Consider the following 16,859-nt stretch of genomic DNA (forward strand, 5'->3'; position numbering starts at 1 on the left):
AAGACCGGCGGATGTCTCGTGGAGAGGATCAAGCCTCCAAAGCGAGCGACAGGGCGCGCCGTGGCCTTCCTCAAGGCCGCGATCGCCTACTACGCGAGCTTGGACATCAAGGTCGAGCAGGTGATGACCGACAACGGCTCTTGCTACAAATCCATCGCCTTCTGCAAAACCCGCAAGCGCGTCGGCCGCAAGCTCATCCGCACCAAGCCCTATGGTAAGGCCGAGCGCTTCATCCAGACCAGCCTGCGCGAATGGGCCTATGCCCACGCTTACAACACCTCAAAAGAGGGAGCCGCTGAACTGCGGAGTTGGCTTCACAGCTACAATTAGCACCGGCCGCATGGCAGTATCGGCTCGATACCACCCATCAGCACACTCGCCCTGGCCAGGAACAACCTGCTGAGGCTCCTCATCTAGACCGCCGCCGATGGGTAAGGCCACTGGTGGAAAATGCTAGGTTGATAGGAGCTGCTACGGGCGGGTAATGTGTTCATGGCACTTCGCTCTGATTCTGGGCTTTGGTTCCAGGAGTAAGTGATGTCGCCCGGCGTTAGGCCACATGTTTGATGCACTGTATAACCTTTGGACCGCTCAGCCGTGAACCTTGCTACCAATCGACCTCGACTAAAAAAGTTTAGCAAATCTCGCAGTGGCCGCGGTACACTTTCTGGTGGGAACGAGCCGGTTGTGGATCCAGTTAGACACCTCGATGACTTGATTGTGGTACGAATTGCACGGATGTCAGAGGCGATCACTCGCTTGGGGACCCTCAATATCGAGGACCGATACGGGATCAGAATGACCGATATGCGGATCTTGGCCCTCCTGCACAGCGGCGATAAGTTGTCAGTGGGAGAGATCAGCCGACGCGCGCGCGTCGACAAGGCCTGGATCAGTCGCCTTGCGCGAGAACTTGAAGAAAAAGGACTTGTGAAGCGCGTTCCTGACCCGGATGACTCGCGAGCAATGCTGGTGTCTCTCACCCGTCAAGGTAGAGAACTGCAGACCTCGTTGCTCCCCCAGTCGAAGGAGCGCGAGAAATCCCTGTTGCGAGGCATTGACCGGCGCAAGCTCGTAGAGCTTCTGACGAAGCTCGACGAGAATATGGTGGCAATGCTAGAAGACTCCGGCCTTTCTCCAGAACACAAATCGCATGACTAGGTGCAGCCCCAACACGCCGCTCCTAGCGGATGTTTGAAGACGCCCGCACGGGGGCTCAAACGAAATTCCACGTGGACTTTGATCGCTCCGATCGCTGATCAAGATTGATTGATACGTCATGTGCTCAGGGCGATCCAAAACAAGGCGGGTGCAATATCGACGTCAACGTGACGTACTCAATCGCCGCTTCGGCACGCTGCCGAGGCCACCGCGGCCTCCTTCCGAAATGCGACCATTACAAATCGCGACGCGTTCATTTCATAAATTCCAACTCATTTGCCAATAGGCCGGCCGCCTCGTCGGGCCGTGCTCTCCGCTTATGGAGTATGATTGTCTTAACGTCATTGTCTGTCCGTAGCGGGTGAGGATGTCGTGTTTTTGTAGCTCTGTCGCTTTCGTTTTGGACTTTTTGGGCGCTCCCGGAAGGCGTGGATGGGTGCGCCGCGTTTGTCATGCCATGGATAGAGACTTGATCAGCCCTGAGGGACGATTTCTTGGTCGATTTGAAGCCCGTTTCTCCGCCCCGACCCGCGCTTTCTCGACGGCGCGCGCAGGAGCGGTCAATGACGCGCGCTTGCGCGCCCGCCAGGGTTGTTTGTGGGGATGGTAGAGTTCGGGCTTTCCCTCTCCTTGAACACTCGAGTAAAGGATGCAGCGATGTCCTTCAAGATCACGAGGAAGCTGTTTTCGGAGAGGTACTTTGGAGAGCAGATCATCATCCACGGATTGTGCCCGATGTACCGACACCCCAGCGAAGAGTCCGGGAGGCACTAACCGACGTCGATACCATGGCTGACAAGATCGAGAAATCGATCGTCGCAAACAAGGTCGACCTTGATTCGAGGGTGCGGCCGCATGAATTCAATCAGCATCAGAGCCAGGACTCTGCGCCCAAAAGTCAGCGAGGTCGATAGACGCAGCGTCCCGCCTAGTTCTTGTCTACGGAGACCGACGGAATCGTCAGCATCATCGATTTCAGAAATGATGCGTTTGCAACGCTGGTAATGCGTATGCCCGTCCTCGCTCGGGCCAACCCCGCGAGTATTTCGATTGAGCAGCCTGGCGCCGAGATGCCGCTCCAACTGCGTGATGTGGTTCGTTACGCTGGATTGAGATACAAGACGGTCGGCGCCAAAGGCGACGGACGCCGGGATCGAGGTGAATTTCGAGGGCGAGCAGGCGCCTGCCGGGCCGCAGGTCTACGAGCTCGTTCTGGTGGCGGTCGGCCGCAGCCCGAACGGCAAGAAGATTGGCACCGAAAAGGCCGGCGTGGCCGTGACCGACCGGTGGCTTCATCGATGTCGAAAAGCAGATGCGCACCAATGTGGCGCACATCTTTGCGATCGGCGATGTCATCGGCCAGCCGATGCTGGCGCACAAGGCGGTGCATGAGGGCCATGGCGCCGCGGAAGTCGCGCATGGCGAGAAGTCGTAATTCGACGCGCGGCAGATTCCCTCCGTCGCCTATACCGACCCGGAAGTTGCCTGGGCCGGCAAGACCAAGGAGCAATGCAAGGCCGAGGGCCTCAAGGTCGGCAAGGCGGTGTTTCCGTGGGCGGCCTCCGGCCGCGCCATCGCCAACGGCGGCGACGAGGCCTTCACCAAGCTGCTGTTCGATACGACGACCCATCGCGTGGTCAGTGGCGGCATTGTCGGCACCCCTGCCGGCGATCTGATCAGTGAAATCTGCCTTGCGGTCGAGATAGGCTGCGAGCCGTCCGATATCGGCAAGACCATTCATCCGCATCCGACGCTGGTCGAGTCCATCGGCATGGCGGCGGAAGTGTTCGCAGGCCACTGCACGGATCTGCCGCCGCAGAAAAAAAGATGAACGGATTACGTAGCTGACACTGATGGAAGTGGGTTGTCTTTGTAGGAGTGTTTACGTCGATGACGCTGCGGTCACTGATTCATGCAATATTAGTTACGAAAAATTCTGCGTTGTCTCTTGTAGCCGAGTCTTTTCGAACACCGCCTGACGTTCGCCAAGGCTCTCCTTTCTGCTCCTTTGCTTCCGTTGACGTGGAATGCGGCGCGCCCCAGGGTAGCTCCTTCGATTGTGGAGGAGACGTAATCTTGATACGGCGTGGTCAGGACCTCGAAAGCGGTGTCCAAGTTGAACGTAGTGCGGCCGCGGATAAGCAGATGCCCAGCCATCTGCGTTGCCTCCCATTTGCGCAGCGGTTGACCTGCACCGTCGCGGAGGCCTGTGAAGCGACAGGTCTCGGGCGGACCAAGATTTATGAACTAATCGGAGATGGTCGAGTTACCACGACGACTGTCGGTCGCCGCCGTCTAGTCATCGTGCAATCTCTGTTAGCTCTGGTTGGTGTCAATGCGATACCAGCCGGCCCTGGAGAGGTTCGCGGCGCCTGATGCCAGTCACGCGAGCAGCTGATTGCCAGAGTCGTCAACTTGAGCTCCATCACGGATTCGATGTGAAATCCGCCGGCACAGTCTCGGTCACCAATTTTTGCGAACTGAAGTCGAGGAAGAATTCCCGTGCCTCGCGCTGTCGCGCACGCTTGACCTCCCTCTGATGCCTACTGTTGTGCAGGCTTCCGATCATTTGCATGACCGGTCGTCTTGAGGTCCATATGGTGGACCTTGATTGTGTACTTCTCAATGCTACGAAGCACGATAGCGTCTCGCAAGACGACGCGCGGTTTTCGAGTCGCTATTTCGTCATCGACAGGTCCATTATATGGACTACTCGCAGTGCCCGACGCGATTACCGAACGAGGGAGTTTACATGCATGGTACAGATGTAGCCGAAGCCGGGACAGGGACACAGAGCCTCGAGCGAGCTGTTGCTCTGCTGCGGGAGGTCGCGTCGCACGGCAATCAGGTCCCGGGCTTCAAAGTGGTCATCCTGGACGCTGCAGGCCGTGATTGTCCGATAGGCCAAGAAGGCGAAATCGCCATCGATACCGAAAGGTCGCCTTTGCATTGGTTCGACCGATATTACAACGAAACTGAAGGCATGACGGTGAGGTACAGGTTTGGCCGCCGGTACTATCTCACGGGGAATATCGGCCGGATAGACGCTGAAGGGAATGTCTATTTCGTGGGAACGAAGGAAGATGCGATCAGCAGCAGCGGCTATCTGGTCGTACCCAGCCAGCTCGAAGCGGCATTAACTTCGCACCCAGCCGTGGCGCAGGCCGTAATCGTCGGAAGGCCCGATAGGCTGCGCGGTGAAGTCGTCAAGGCGTTCGTTGTCCTCAATTCCGGTCGGAGACCATCAGCTGACGTCGCGGAGAAGATCGCCCAGCATGCCAGGGGACAGTTGCCGCCATACTCGCTGCCGCCTGATATTGAATTCGTCGCCAGATTGCCTATGGCTCCAAGAGGTTAAGTCCGTCGGCGCTCCGACAGCGGCGCTTCGCGAGTCAGGTGAGGCGCTCACTGAAGACTACCCCTTACGGCTGACATCCGGTCACGTTGCCAGCTCGCGCTGCGCGGAGACATTTCGATCTGATCCGCCGAGACGCACCTCCGTCAGTCGCCGCGATAGACCGGCTTGCGACCCTCTCTCTCAGCAGCACTTCCTTCGATGAAATCTTTCGTGCGGTACAGCGCGCTATATTGCGCATCAAGTTGCCGACAGAGCAGCTTCTCGCCGGCATCGATAGCTGAATGAGTCGACGCCAATGATGCACGAATTCCAAGGGGGCCACAGGCGACGATCTTCTTGCCGAAGCGCGGCAGGTTATTCGAGCAGTACGAAAAGACTTCGCATGGGGTTTCACCAGATCATTCGAGACGGTATCGATGATTTCGCCGGACAGTGCTGGATCTGGTACGACGCGGGAGAGGACATGTCGGCTGCGAGGAGGTGACGGGGATCGGGCGCTCGGTCGCTATCGGGGGGACGATCGTGCACCCGAAGTTATCTCAGACTGTCGTACTGGATGTGAAGAGTTTTGATCGCACAGTGAAAAAGCGCAACGGATCGTCTTAGGATGTCGCTGCCCGCAACTCGGCCTACCCCAAGGCGAGGCCGTGAGCTCAACTCTACAGTTTGGCTCCGACATAGAACGTCAGTATTGAAAGTGCGCTCTCGCGCTCACTAGGCGTGAGTTGACCAGCGAAGTAGTCGACGTGAAACTTCACCTTCTCGTCGATCGCGTGGAGGATCTCTTTTCCCGAGTCGGTAACACCGACGAATGTGACTCTTTGATCTTGGTCGTCGCGCCTGCGATCTGCCAAGCCCTTTTCAACCAAGGTCCTCACCAGTGTGGAAGCAAAGGCCGGAGGTATATCGAGCCGAGCGGCGATCTGATTTACCTGCAGATGCATTTCAGCGCTGCCGTAGATCTGGATGAGAGCCTGATGGGCCAAGGGGTCTATCCCGAAAGCTCTTGCCTGATCCTCGACTATACGGAAGGCCTTGCGTAGAACATAGCGAGCTTCTGCCACTCCTATGAAATACGTGTGCTTATTTTCCGTCTCGCGAGATCGTTTTGCCGCGTTCCGTCGGCGCCTCAGTCGTTCAAGATCGAGTGGTTGAGGAGTGAGGGCCGGAGACGGAGCAGGTTCTCGGGTGCGCTCGTCGGCTCTTTTTGCTTTAGTTGCCATATCCAATCTTTCCAGTCGGTGCCGTGAGTCAGCTACTTCAGTCTGGCAAATAACATGGATACACAAGGTAAGTAAGTGAATTTACGTAGATATATTTACCGGATTGGGCATGTCAACGTCACCCACCCGTGAAACGCACAGCATTGATGCGGGTCTCGACCCCTGCGGCCAACGAAAGTAGCGGCCAGTCGCCACGGCTACCGCCGATCAGCATCAGGCCGACTGGAGCTGTTGTGGGTTCTTGGCAAGGCAGGGTGATCGCGCAGCCGTCCAAGGCATTAACGATAGTTGTGTTTCGGAGCATCAGAAGATTGGCGCGGGAATACGCCTCGTCGCTCGTCTCGATCTCACCGATTCGGGGTGCAATCGTCGGGACGGTCGGTGCCAGGACGGCATCGAATCCTGCCAACTCTCGCTCCCATTCGGAGATTAGGCGCGTTCTCAGCTGAAGGCGACGGATATGGTCCGCGGCTCGGTGATGAGCACCTCTTTCTATTCGAGAGCGTACCCGCGGATCGTAGGCAGCCCCCTTTCGTTCAAGCAGTTTTTCATGCCATTCGAATGCCTCAGCAGCCACGATACCCCCGTCCTGCATGATCTCGGCCAGGTGAGCTACGGCGCTGCTGTGGCGTTCAACCAGTTTGAATCCCGAATTAGACAGAAGATTAAGCGTTCGCTCGTAAGTGCGGGCGACTTGAGCGTCGAGACCTTCCAAGACCTGATTCTTCAGCACCATGAATGTAGCGGGGTGGCGCATGGAGGGCGACTGAGGCGATAAATTCTGACCGGACAACACGCCGTAGAGCCGTGCGCATTCGCCGACGCTGGGAGCCAGCGGCCCGATCGAATCAAATGAGGGGGAGAGAGGAAGAGTTCCTTGGAGAGGTACCGTTCGGGCCGTCGGTTTGAACCCAACGAGACCACATAGCGCCGCAGGAATCCGCACCGAGCCGCCGGTATCGGTCCCAATAGCTGCTTCTGCCATTCGATCAGTAACCGATATTGCCGCGCCGGACGAGGATCCGCCCGGGATGCGCCGTTGGTCTCGTTCCCATGGATTGGCTGGCGTTCCGAAGTGAGGATTTAGCCCGAGCCCACTGAAGGCGAATTCGGTCATCGTCGTGCGCCCGACGATAATCGCGCCGGCCCCCCGAAGGCGCCGGACGATCTCTGCGTCGCGTGGGGCTGGCTCTTCGCCCGTTCTCGCTCGCGAGCCGGCGCGCGTCACCTCACCTGTCACGTCGAACAGGTCCTTAATTGAGATGATCATTCCCGCCAGTGGAGGCAGCTCGATCCCGAGAGCGAGCGCCTGATCGAAATAATCGGCAGTAAGCCTCGCCTGGTCCGCGTAAATTCGCGTGAAGGTATTAGAGCCTTCGCCCCTGGGGTTCGCCGCGTTCTCGAGGCAATGCTCCACCTTGGCCCGAATTGTTTGTGCCAGCGCCATGCGCTCCTCCATTTCGGCGAAATCAGCTCGTGCTTGAACTGTTGTCGTAGGGTTGCTTCAATATCACCAGCCATGGAGGGCGAAATCGATGTCCGGTGATGCTGGGGCCGTGGAGGCTTGCGCCAAAGCGCTGTAACTGCCCCGGAAAAAGAGCAGCGGACCCGCGTCAGCTGTTCGAGTTTTGAACCGTGACACCCTACAGACGAATATGTCGTGATCCCCTCCGTCGTATGTAGCGTAGGCGGCGCATTCGAAGTATGCGAGCCAGTCGGACAACAATGGAGACCCGTTTTGCATCTGGCCGACCGTCAGATCCGCCCATTTATCGCCTCCGCTTTTCGCAAATCGGTTTGAGAGGTCCTTCTTGTCTTCCGGCAAGATGATAACGCCGTAGTCTGCGGCCGATCGCCATTGATGTATTCCGAGTGCGCGCCGAGACAAGCTGAACAATATTAGCGGCGGGTCCAGAGATACCGAATTGAAGGAGCTTACGGTGGCCCCAAGACGTCCTTGAGGCGTTTCAGCGGTAATGATGGCAACGCCGGTTGCGAATGACCCGAGAGCATCTCGAAAGGCGCGAGAGTCAAAGCTTTCCATCTGGCCCACCTAGGTATTTTTTGGTTGCCATAACGATTGAAAGCGCGTCGCCACTACGTCATCATAGGCCGGCGCACCATTTAAAATACCGAGTCTGCGGCAAAAGACGTTCATGCCTTCAACGAACGTCCTTGAGATCCCTGCCGAATATTGTGGAATGTCACGGCGGATTAAATCGGTTATCAGCTTCGCTTCCGTAGCGGGGAATACTTTGGCGCCTACTTCAGCAGCTTTCTCTGGAGCGGCCTTGAGGATCTCCTGGGTGCGAACGATCGCCCTGACAACCGCCTCGACCTGCTGTGGATATGTCGCGATCTTCCGTTCAGTCGTCGCGATTGACGCCATGGTATAGTTGAAACATTCTGGTGGACCGTCGCCGCGGCGCACGTCGATCACCACCGATCCCGCGCCGGATCGTACAGCTGTTTCTGTACCCATGCCGTTTGCCCAAAAGCCGTCAATCAATCCCTTTTCAAGGGCATGAGCCGCTGTGAGACCGAAGTTCACAGTCTTTCCTATGGCGCCAGGCACCGGCGCGATTTGGACGTCGTCCCGTTCGAGGTCGATTCCGCCGGCGATGAGTAACTGGCGAAGCCCCATATCGACCCAAGGCGCGGCACCTATTCTCCGCCCCTTTACGATCGATAGATCGTTCCGCTGCGGTCTGAGATCCTTGCGCATGACGAGAAACCAATACATGCCTTGGCCTTGCGCGCAGACGAGCTTGACACCGTTCCACTCGGGAAACGCGCTAAGCGCCGAATGAGCCGAACCTGCAACAAAATCTAGGTCGCCGTTCTGCAGCGCTGTGTAGGCACGGTCCACAGGGAAGACGAGCTCAATCTCAGCATTCACCCCTTCTTCCCTCATGATTCCGAGCTCGACGGCCGCGACAGCCGGAAAGTAGGAATTCGAGATGAGATCGGGCACTCCGATTTTCATGCGGATACTCACGATTGAGTGGAAGGGAAGACCGACTGAGCGCCTAGCTGAGGCCAGGCAACAGGCGCGCTGGCCTCGGCCAGCCGACGCTCGAGCGGCAGTTGAGGATTCCACCTGCGGGCGATCAAGCGAAGCCCGTTGATCTGATCCGCTTCGTCCGAGCAGAGCCAGATTAGAGGGGCACGCATTTGCTCGGGCTGGATTAACTTGTCGGCTGGCAGGCCGTTTTCTGACGGCACCTGGCGTGTGTTTACCGGGCCTCCTGGAACCAGGACGTTGGCCGTCACACCAGTCCCGTCCACATCACCAGCCATGATCCGTGATGCAGCCTCCAATGCAGCCTTGCAGGGTCCATAACTGCCGATGCCGGGGCGATACATCGTGTCAAGGCTCGTGGTGATATTCACTATTCGGCCCCAACCTTTTTCAAGCATCGGCTTCACGAAGGTTCGAGACATGAGTTGAGGCCCGAATACGTTGACACGAAGCATAGCGAGCCAGAGTTCGTCACTTACCTCCCAGAACTTTGCCCTGTCGGTGAGATACCGACTGGAGATGCTCTCGGGCCCGATTGCTGCATTGTTCACGAGAACGTCGACGCCCCCGAAGTGACTCTCCGCCTCAACTTTCAGTGCCTCAGCCGACGCGGGGTCCGCAACGTCCATTGCCCGGGTGAGGACCTGCCCACCCTTGGCTTTGAGTTGCGCGCCCATTGCGGTCAACGCCTGTGCGTCAATATCGACAAGGACAAGATTTGCGCCGCTTTCGGCCAAACCTTCCGCCATTGATCGGCCGATCCCGCGCGCGGCGCCTGTAATGAGGACCGTCTTGCCCTTGAGCGACATCATGCACACACGCCGTCATCACTTGTTTGGCTTTTCGCTGAAATAATGCAGCTCGAACAGCATGCACCCTCCGCTTGACTGGAACGGGCCATGGTAAGCCCCCGGGGGACGGCAAGCATAGGTATTCGGAGCGAATGCAGTGCCTCCATTGCCCGACTTGTCATTGCCGACGGTCAAGTCACCTGAAATGAGGAACACCTCTTCCCAGTACTCATGTACGAATGGATCGGTTGTAAACACGCCGGGATCGAACCGGAGCAGGCGGCTCCTGCCGCCCGTCTTGCCGTCTTCGTTGAAATCGCTTGCGAGAATCTTCTGCTTGATGCCCTCTGGATAACCGGGCGGTGTTTCCCAACCGCTCTGCAGATCAAGCGTGTGGAATTCGAGATGAGGTTTACCGTTCGACATATTCGTGCTCACTCCGTTGGCAGGGTTTTGACCGTATAGCTGTGATGGAGAGCCCTCCCGAGAACTGCGTCTACTAACTCCAGCTCGTAAGCATCGCCGTGTTCGATCGCTCCATGTACGGGTAGGGTCCCACAGAACATTGCGGTCGACGTCGGCAGCCGGCTGCCCGCACCAAAGCAACGTGCCATCAGATCGTGGGGATGTCGCATCGCTCTTAGTGATCCTTCCTGATACAGCCGGCGCTCGCCGTTTATGAAAGCGTAGGAACGCATCTGAAGTTCGTCCCAGTGATCCTCGACGTCTGCCAGACGCCACCAGCTGCGGCCAATGGGCTTGGGGCAGGACTGCTTTGAAATCGTGATGCCAATGGTTTCGATCTTGCGATCGGTATGATCCGAACCCAAGCCGAGGCAGACACCTTCTTTCAGCCGCATCAAAACCGGCTCAACTTCTCCACTCGAATTGTTGCCGACGACTTCAATCAGTTCGTCCGTCGTGAGGAGCGATGAGGCGATCCTGTAGAAAATTGGGGTCGTCTTCGGTCGCGGTACTCCCAATTTCTCGAGTTCCTCGATGTGAGCCAATAGCGCGGCTTCGTTGCGGCCAGTCCAGCCGGCAATGATCAAATCGCTGATTGTCGCCTTGACGAGATCGGCCGACCCTCCTCGCTCTGACACGATAAGCGCATCGAATTTCGTCACTTTCTGCCACTCCGCCACGTGTGTTTTCGCCGCCCATCCGTGCAGTGCAATGCAAATGAACTGATTGGGCCGCTCTTTTTCGGTTGAAATCGAACGCTAAGTAGAATACCTCTGTTAACTGACGTATGTCAAAACATTTCTTGTGCCACCAAATGGAGCTCGCCAGTGAACTCTCAGCCCAAACGCATTACCGCTTCATCCGCCGGCGGCCTACGTTCCGGTCGCGATTTCCTGGAGTCGCTGAAAGATGGCCGCCAGGTCTTTCTGGACGGCGAGCTGGTAAAGGACGTCACGAAGCACCCGTCTCTGGCGCGAACGGCTCATACGCTTGCCAGCTTGTTTGATCTGGCGGCTGAACCCGGCCTGAGGGATCGCATGACCTTTACCAGTCCAAAGACTGGACAGCCGGTGCTTAGGGCTTACCAAATCCCGAAGACGACTGAAGATCTGCGGGCCCGCCGCTTGTTCTCAGAGGTGTGGGCCGAGGCAACCTTCGGGCTGATGGGACGAACCCCTGATCACGTGGCGGGTTTTTTTTGCGGCTATGCGGCCGTTCCTGAAGTCTTCAAGACTGGCGGCGCTCAGTTCGCCGCGAACGTCGTGAACTTTTACGAGAAGATGCGCGACAATCATCTCTATGCTAGCTACGCGATCGTTCCTCCGCAGATCGATCGCAGTAAGCCGGCTCATAAGCAGGCTGATCCGACATTGTATGCCGGGATCGTGTCCGAAAAGGACGGGGGTATCGTCCTCAAGGGTGCCCAGCAGCTGGCAACAGGTGGCCTGTATTCGGATTATGTCTATCTTAGCTGCATCCATCCACTTCAGCCTGGAGACGAGAATTACGCTAATGGCGTCATGATTCCTGCCAACGCTCCGGGACTGAAGCTGTATCCGCGGCGTCCTTTCGGCGCGGTGGCGTCGAATTCACTCGACTACCCACTGTCCGGGCGCTTCGATGAGCCTGACTGCTTCGTCGTATTGGACAATGTATTCGTCCCCTGGGAGAATGTATTCATCCATCGCAACATCGATGTGTGCCGGGATCAGTGGTGGAAGACGCCGGCTCATGCCTATGGCAACTGTCAAGCTCAAGCCCGGTACACCGTGAAAGTGCGCTTCATGATCGGCTTGGCCAAGCGCATCAATGAGCTGTCCGGAAACGATGGCAACCCGGCGGTCCAGGTGCAGATGGGCGAGCTGGCTTCGCTGGTTTCCATCATCGAGAATATGCTGCTGTCGCAAGAGGTGACGGCATCCATCGATTCCAGTGGCGTGCTTTGGCCTTGCAAGACGGCGCTGTATTCGATCATGGCCCTGCAATCCGAGTTGAACGCTCGGATGCTCGAGATCATTCGCGAATTGAGCGGCGCCGCGATGATTACGCTGCCGTCGTCGGCAGCGGATTTCGAGAACGCCGAGATGAACGCTGATATTGAGCGCTATATGCAGTCGGGAACGGCGGACGCCAAAACGCGTGTTGCCGTAATGCGTATGGCTTGGGACTTTATCGGGTCGGAGTTCGGAAGTCGGCAGCAGCAGTACGAGAAGTTCTACGGCGGAGCATCATTCTTGGTGAAGCAGAACATGTTCCGGAATTATGATTTCAACAGGGCGACTGGACTCGTTGAGAAAGCGCTTGGTCTTCCAGCTTTTTGACGTTTCTGCGTTTGGGGGGTGGCCGAGCCCGCCCCCCGACGCGCTCCAGCAAGATGGTCGTGGGGCAGGGTGTATGAGAAGCTCTACATACTGGTTTGATCGGGCGGCTGCCACGATGGGGCGTTCCGAGACGTATCTCATCGACAGCTCTGAACCGCTCTATCGGAGCGATGCACGAAGAGCCCCGTCGAACGGGCCTAGAGCCCGAGTCGTCGATGATGGGCCCAGAATCGTTATTGTGGGAGCCTGCGTCGTGGGGATCATGGCCGGGATAGTTCTGCTCTTAGGCGTCTAGGGATCGGGCCACGACGCCCTGCTGGCTCAAGTCGCTCACTTGAACAGGGCGTAAACGTCGACTTTCATTCCATGACAATATGCTTCCCAAGGAAGCTCAGCACGCGCGATCTGGCGAGCTGATGGGCTTTCTCGTCGAACCGGTCCTTCCGAAACCGATTATAGAATGCATGCTCGGCGTCGGGATAGGTGAAGAACTCGTCTTCCGCCTTACCTCTGTCCGTCACCATCTCGCGAATCCGATCGATCGTCGCCAAGGGATTGTGATTGTCGTTTTCGCCAAAATGAAATTGCATCGGACTTCTTGCTGTCCTGATCTCCTCGCCGAGCGAGTCTAGCCGAACGCCATACATCGAGATCATGCAGGCCGTTTCGGTAGCGGACGCAGCTCGAACAGCGAGGCGACCTCCAAGACAGAAGCCCAGAATGCCCGGCCGCGACGGCGTGTTCACGTAGTTGGCAAGCCAATCAATGCTCGCGCAAATATCAGCCGCGCCAACTCGTTCGTCGAAACGCACGGAGAAATCGACGGCCGTTTGTCGTTGCACCGGATCTTCGCCGTTACCAAGATCGAGATCACGCTGCATTCGCCAATAGATGTCCGGCACCAGAGTGGCATAGCCCTCTTCGGCGAAGTCGTCGGCAATCGCGCGCATGGCTGGAGTGACGCCAAAAATCTCCTGTAGAACGACGAGCCCTCCGCGACGGGTGTCCCGCGGCACAGCGAGGTAGCCGCCCATGTATGAGTTTTCGATTTTGACTTTCACAATCTTTGATGTGATTTTCATCGGCGGCCCGGCGCTCCTTTTGAACCAAAAGAATATATGTCGACAAAGGTAGTTTTCCAATATATCCTTGCTGAAATTGACAATGAAAACCAACGAAGTCGAGCGGGCTCATCATGAACAAGGACGCGCGCAGCTCCCTCACAGGCGTCAGGGTCATCGAACTCACCGCGATGATCACCGGGCCGCTTGCGGGTACGATGCTTGCCGATTTAGGTGCCGACGTCATCAAGGTGGAAAATCCGCCTGATGGCGATCCCTTTCGGTCATTCCGAGGGGGAAACTACAGCCCCTACTTCTGCACATATAATCGGAACAAGAGAAGCGTCGTTCTCAACCTCAAGGGAGAGAAGGGAGGCGAGGCATTCCTCAAGCTGATCGGGATCGCCGACGTTCTTATCGAAAACTTTCGCGCCGGTGTCATGGATCGGCTCGGACTCGGGGTTGCCCGTCTGCGGGAGGCGAATCCGCGCCTCATAATTTGTTCGATCACGGGTTTCGGAGACTCGGGGCCGTATGCAGATCGTCCGGCATATGATGCGGTCGGCCAGGCGCTGAGTGGGATTTCAGGCCTAATGCTCGGGGCTGATGCGCAAATCACAGGGCCGTCTGTAGTTGATAATCTTACCGGTATGTATGCGAGCTACGCCGTTCTAGGGGCATTGTTCGAGCGCGAAAGAACCGGCATGGCGCGGACGATCCAGCTCAATATGCTCGAATCGGCCATTGCTTTCATCGCTGATCCCTTCGCAAACTATAACATGGCCGGGATCAAGGCGGATCCGCTGATGCGGGTGCGGGCGTCGCAGTCTTACGCGCTGCGCTGCAGTGATGGAGCGCTGTTGGCGATTCACATGTCTTCGCCAACGAAGTTTTGGGTTGGTGTCCAGAAGGCGTTCGGTCGGTTGGATCTTGGTGTCGATCCAAGATTCGAGAGCCGTGCCGGCCGTATGGAGAATTACGAACAGCTGGCGCACGAACTGGGACTTGTCGCCAAAACTCAAGAGCGCAAATATTGGATCGATCGTCTCGTCGAGAACGATGTTCCTCATGCGCCGATCCTTACTCTCCAGGAGGTGATGGATGATCCTCAGGTGCGCCATCTCGATACTTTCACCGAGATAAGCCATCCACTCCATGGTCCGCACACCACGATCAGGCGTCCGGTTCGGTATGACGGACAGCGGGCGGACCAACCGTTGAATGCCGCTCCCGATCTCAACGAGCACGCGGCTGAGGTGCTCGGTCCGCTGGGTTATTCCATCGAAGCGATATCGGATTTGCAGCGCGGCTAGTAGGCTCTGCGGCACTCGCGCAAACGGCTTCGACCTTGGAAGGAAGTGAAATGGCCACGACCAGAATTGGTAGTCACCCGAATGACGTCGCTCGTCTCCGAATGAGAGGGTGTGACTCGCTGTCTCAAGTCGTCGGGGAGATGACCTTCACGCAGGGTTTCTATTTCATCGTGACGGGGCGTCGCCCAACGGAGGTCCAGACCAAGGTCCTCGATGCAGCGCTTTTGATTCTGATGGATCATGGGCTGACGCCGGGGGCGCTCGTTGCTCGTCTGGTGGCAGACTCGAATCCGGACGATGTTCAAATTTCGTTGGCTGCCGGCATTCTTATGGTGGGCAATCGGTTCGCTGGTACGATGACCGGCGCCGGTCTCATATTGAGCGACGGCATGGCATTTCAGGGCGACAAGCAGGTATGGGCGGAGCAGGTAGTCCAGGACTTCAAGAAAGCAAGGCGGCGCATTCCCGGTTTTGGCCACCAGCAATACACGTCAGGAGATCCGCGCACTGAGCGACTCTTCAATATTGCGGAGAGTGCGGGCGTAAAAGGCGACTACATCGGCCTGATCAAGTTGCTCAGTGCGGCTATCGACAAGGATGCCAAGCGGCATATCGCGCTCAACGTCACAGGCGCCCTAGGCGCTGTTCTGCACGAAATTGAATTTCCGGTTGGAGCCATGCGGTCGGTCGCGGCCGTCGGTCGTTGCGCAGGATTGGCGGCGCACATCGAAGAAGAGCGGCAAGCGCCTGTCGCGCCTGGGCTGATCAATTTCGGTGCAACGGTCGAGTACATCGATTGATCTTCGCTAGCGCCGTCTATTAGTCAAATAGGTTTGTTGACTAATGTATGCGACGAAGCTAGATTGCGGATGTGGAGAAACAGTGCCGACTGTGGCTCGCTTTCACAGGGGAGGTTGCGATGTCGATAAGCAGAAGGTCTCTTTTGGTCAGTACTGCTGCCGCTTCTGGAAGCGCGTTGCTTCCTGGCTTTCTCAGGTCCGCTAGGGCGGAGGCGGGCCCCATCCGCATCGGTGTTCCCACCGGAATTACCGGCAACTGGGCGGCGTTGGGCCAGCAGGTGCAGCGGTCGTGCCGACTGTTTGCCAAGACCGTGAATGCCAAGGGCGGCATTAATGGCCGGCCCATCGAATTCATCTATGAGGACACCCAGGGCGATCCTGCTGCGTGTGTGCGCAAGGTTACCGAGCTTGTCGAGCGCGGGGGGATCAATCTGATCACTGGCATCATTTCGAGTCCCGAGTCGTTGGCCGTGATGCCGCGCCTCAACGACTGGAACGCGATCTATGTCGGTAGCATCAGTGGCGTTGGGTCAATGACCGCCGCCAATTTTGTGCCAAATGCGTTCCGCGCGTGCACGTCCGGGCCTATGCGTGCGAGGACGATTGCTCTGTGGTTGGCGGACTCCCCCAAGAAGCGTTACTTTGCGATCGCGCAGGACTATGCTTGGGGCAAGAGCAGTGTTGCGACCTTCGAGAAGCTCATAACGGACCTCAAGAAGGAGGTTGTGGGGCAGGTGTTGTCCCCGCTGGGCACCAAGGATTACTCGAGCTTTATTGCGCGGATTCGGGAGGCTAACCCCGAAGTGCTCTACATCGCAATGAGCGGCGACGATGCGACGGCCTTCCTCAAGCAGGCCGCCCAATACCGGCTGGCCGATCGAATGCAGTTGGTAACCGAGGTGTTGGATATCCTGAATATCAAGCCCCTTGGCGAGGCTGCGGTCGGATTGTACGGCGTCAGTCAGTACAATTTTGCGTACGATGCGCCTGGCAACATTGAATTCGTTCGCTCGTTTAAGGCTGAGTACAACGCGGTGCCGGATACTTACGAGGGCGAGCAATGGCAGGCCCTCGAATTCTTGGCTGAAGCCATTCGTCGTGGGAACTCGACGGACGCCGCGGCCGTTCGTGCCGCTCTCGAAGGGTTAGAAATCGACAGCGTCAAGGGCAAGGTGAAGATGCGGGCCTGCGACCACCAGGCGGAGCAGCAGGTCTTCATCGCGCAGGTCGAGAAGACTGAGCAGGTGGCGTACCCAGTGCCGAAGATCGGCAAGACCTATGCGATCGATGCGGTGATGCCGGGTTGCCGCAAGGACACTTACTGAGGCGCAGAGATTCGGCCTC

Annotated in this window: 16 protein-coding genes and 2 pseudogenes; 9 read left to right on the forward strand and 9 right to left on the reverse strand. The window is 57.4% G+C overall.

The features are described from left to right. Window positions 1-36: 36 nt before the first annotated feature. Window positions 37-417 (forward strand): annotated as a pseudogene (locus tag ACWAT4_RS07585) (integrase core domain-containing protein); the annotation flags it as partial. 321 nt (window positions 418-738) lie between these two features. After that, window positions 739-1,161 (forward strand): MarR family winged helix-turn-helix transcriptional regulator, encoded by a 423-nt coding sequence (locus tag ACWAT4_RS07590; RefSeq protein ID WP_449730205.1) that lies wholly within the window; start codon window positions 739-741, stop codon window positions 1,159-1,161. Between the two features lie 770 nt (window positions 1,162-1,931). Here ACWAT4_RS07590 and ACWAT4_RS07595 read toward each other — a convergent pair. After that, window positions 1,932-2,243 carry a LysR family transcriptional regulator gene (locus ACWAT4_RS07595; RefSeq protein ID WP_449730206.1) on the reverse strand — a complete coding sequence of 104 codons (312 nt, stop codon included), beginning with the start codon at window positions 2,241-2,243 and terminating at the stop codon, window positions 1,932-1,934. A 43-nt stretch (window positions 2,244-2,286) separates the two neighbouring features. On the opposite strand from ACWAT4_RS07595, the pseudogene ACWAT4_RS07600 reads away from it, so the two are divergent. The 3 genes and pseudogenes from ACWAT4_RS07600 to ACWAT4_RS07610 form a co-directional block, all read left to right on the forward strand. After that, a pseudogene (locus tag ACWAT4_RS07600) lies at window positions 2,287-2,992 on the forward strand (FAD-dependent oxidoreductase); the annotation flags it as partial. 314 nt (window positions 2,993-3,306) lie between these two features. Continuing rightward, a complete protein-coding gene (locus ACWAT4_RS07605; RefSeq protein ID WP_449730207.1) occupies window positions 3,307-3,537 on the forward strand; it encodes an excisionase family DNA-binding protein in 231 nt (76 codons plus the stop codon). Window positions 3,538-3,913: 376 nt separating this feature from the next. Continuing rightward, on the forward strand, window positions 3,914-4,519 hold the full coding sequence (locus ACWAT4_RS07610) for an AMP-binding enzyme (protein WP_449730208.1): 606 nt from the start codon (window positions 3,914-3,916) through the stop codon (window positions 4,517-4,519). A gap of 659 nt (window positions 4,520-5,178) precedes the next feature. On the opposite strand, the gene ACWAT4_RS07615 is transcribed toward ACWAT4_RS07610, so the two are convergent. The 7 genes from ACWAT4_RS07615 to ACWAT4_RS07645 form a co-directional block, all read right to left on the reverse strand. Next, window positions 5,179-5,505 carry a MarR family transcriptional regulator gene (locus ACWAT4_RS07615; protein ID WP_449730209.1) on the reverse strand — a complete coding sequence of 109 codons (327 nt, stop codon included), beginning with the start codon at window positions 5,503-5,505 and terminating at the stop codon, window positions 5,179-5,181. A gap of 355 nt (window positions 5,506-5,860) precedes the next feature. Beyond that, window positions 5,861-7,189, reverse strand: coding sequence for an amidase (locus tag ACWAT4_RS07620; RefSeq protein ID WP_449730210.1), 1,329 nt, complete (start codon window positions 7,187-7,189; stop codon window positions 5,861-5,863). Window positions 7,190-7,252: 63 nt separating this feature from the next. Continuing rightward, on the reverse strand, window positions 7,253-7,786 hold the full coding sequence (locus ACWAT4_RS07625) for a flavin reductase family protein (RefSeq protein ID WP_449730211.1): 534 nt from the start codon (window positions 7,784-7,786) through the stop codon (window positions 7,253-7,255). Window positions 7,787-7,795: 9 nt separating this feature from the next. Then, entirely contained in the window at window positions 7,796-8,728 is a 933-nt protein-coding gene (locus tag ACWAT4_RS07630; RefSeq protein WP_449730212.1) for an ABC transporter substrate-binding protein, read from the reverse strand. Window positions 8,729-8,736: 8 nt separating this feature from the next. Then, window positions 8,737-9,576 (reverse strand): SDR family NAD(P)-dependent oxidoreductase, encoded by an 840-nt coding sequence (locus ACWAT4_RS07635; RefSeq protein WP_449730213.1) that lies wholly within the window; start codon window positions 9,574-9,576, stop codon window positions 8,737-8,739. A gap of 15 nt (window positions 9,577-9,591) precedes the next feature. Beyond that, window positions 9,592-9,981, reverse strand: coding sequence for a cupin (locus ACWAT4_RS07640; protein WP_449730214.1), 390 nt, complete (start codon window positions 9,979-9,981; stop codon window positions 9,592-9,594). 8 nt (window positions 9,982-9,989) lie between these two features. Continuing rightward, the gene (locus ACWAT4_RS07645) at window positions 9,990-10,682 is read right to left on the reverse strand and encodes a DUF2848 domain-containing protein (protein ID WP_449730215.1); all 693 of its coding nucleotides are present in this window, start codon (window positions 10,680-10,682) and stop codon (window positions 9,990-9,992) included. Between the two features lie 165 nt (window positions 10,683-10,847). On the opposite strand from ACWAT4_RS07645, the gene ACWAT4_RS07650 reads away from it, so the two are divergent. Further along, entirely contained in the window at window positions 10,848-12,341 is a 1,494-nt protein-coding gene (locus ACWAT4_RS07650) for a 4-hydroxyphenylacetate 3-hydroxylase family protein (protein WP_449730216.1), read from the forward strand. A 359-nt stretch (window positions 12,342-12,700) separates the two neighbouring features. On the opposite strand, the gene ACWAT4_RS07655 is transcribed toward ACWAT4_RS07650, so the two are convergent. Beyond that, window positions 12,701-13,423: a dienelactone hydrolase family protein gene (locus ACWAT4_RS07655; protein ID WP_449730217.1), complete on the reverse strand. Its 723-nt coding sequence runs from the start codon at window positions 13,421-13,423 to the stop codon at window positions 12,701-12,703. 113 nt (window positions 13,424-13,536) lie between these two features. Between ACWAT4_RS07655 and ACWAT4_RS07660 the strand changes: the two genes are divergently transcribed. From ACWAT4_RS07660 to ACWAT4_RS07670, 3 genes are all read left to right on the forward strand, one after another. Further along, a complete protein-coding gene (locus ACWAT4_RS07660; RefSeq protein WP_449730218.1) occupies window positions 13,537-14,715 on the forward strand; it encodes a CaiB/BaiF CoA transferase family protein in 1,179 nt (392 codons plus the stop codon). 101 nt (window positions 14,716-14,816) lie between these two features. Beyond that, window positions 14,817-15,515 carry a citryl-CoA lyase gene (locus ACWAT4_RS07665; protein ID WP_449731179.1) on the forward strand — a complete coding sequence of 233 codons (699 nt, stop codon included), beginning with the start codon at window positions 14,817-14,819 and terminating at the stop codon, window positions 15,513-15,515. 119 nt (window positions 15,516-15,634) lie between these two features. Next, window positions 15,635-16,840, forward strand: a complete 1,206-nt coding sequence (locus ACWAT4_RS07670) for an ABC transporter substrate-binding protein (RefSeq protein ID WP_449730219.1) — start codon at window positions 15,635-15,637, stop codon at window positions 16,838-16,840. The last annotated feature ends 19 nt before the right edge of the window (window positions 16,841-16,859 follow it).

Source organism: Bradyrhizobium sp. T-1 (genome assembly GCF_053592855.1).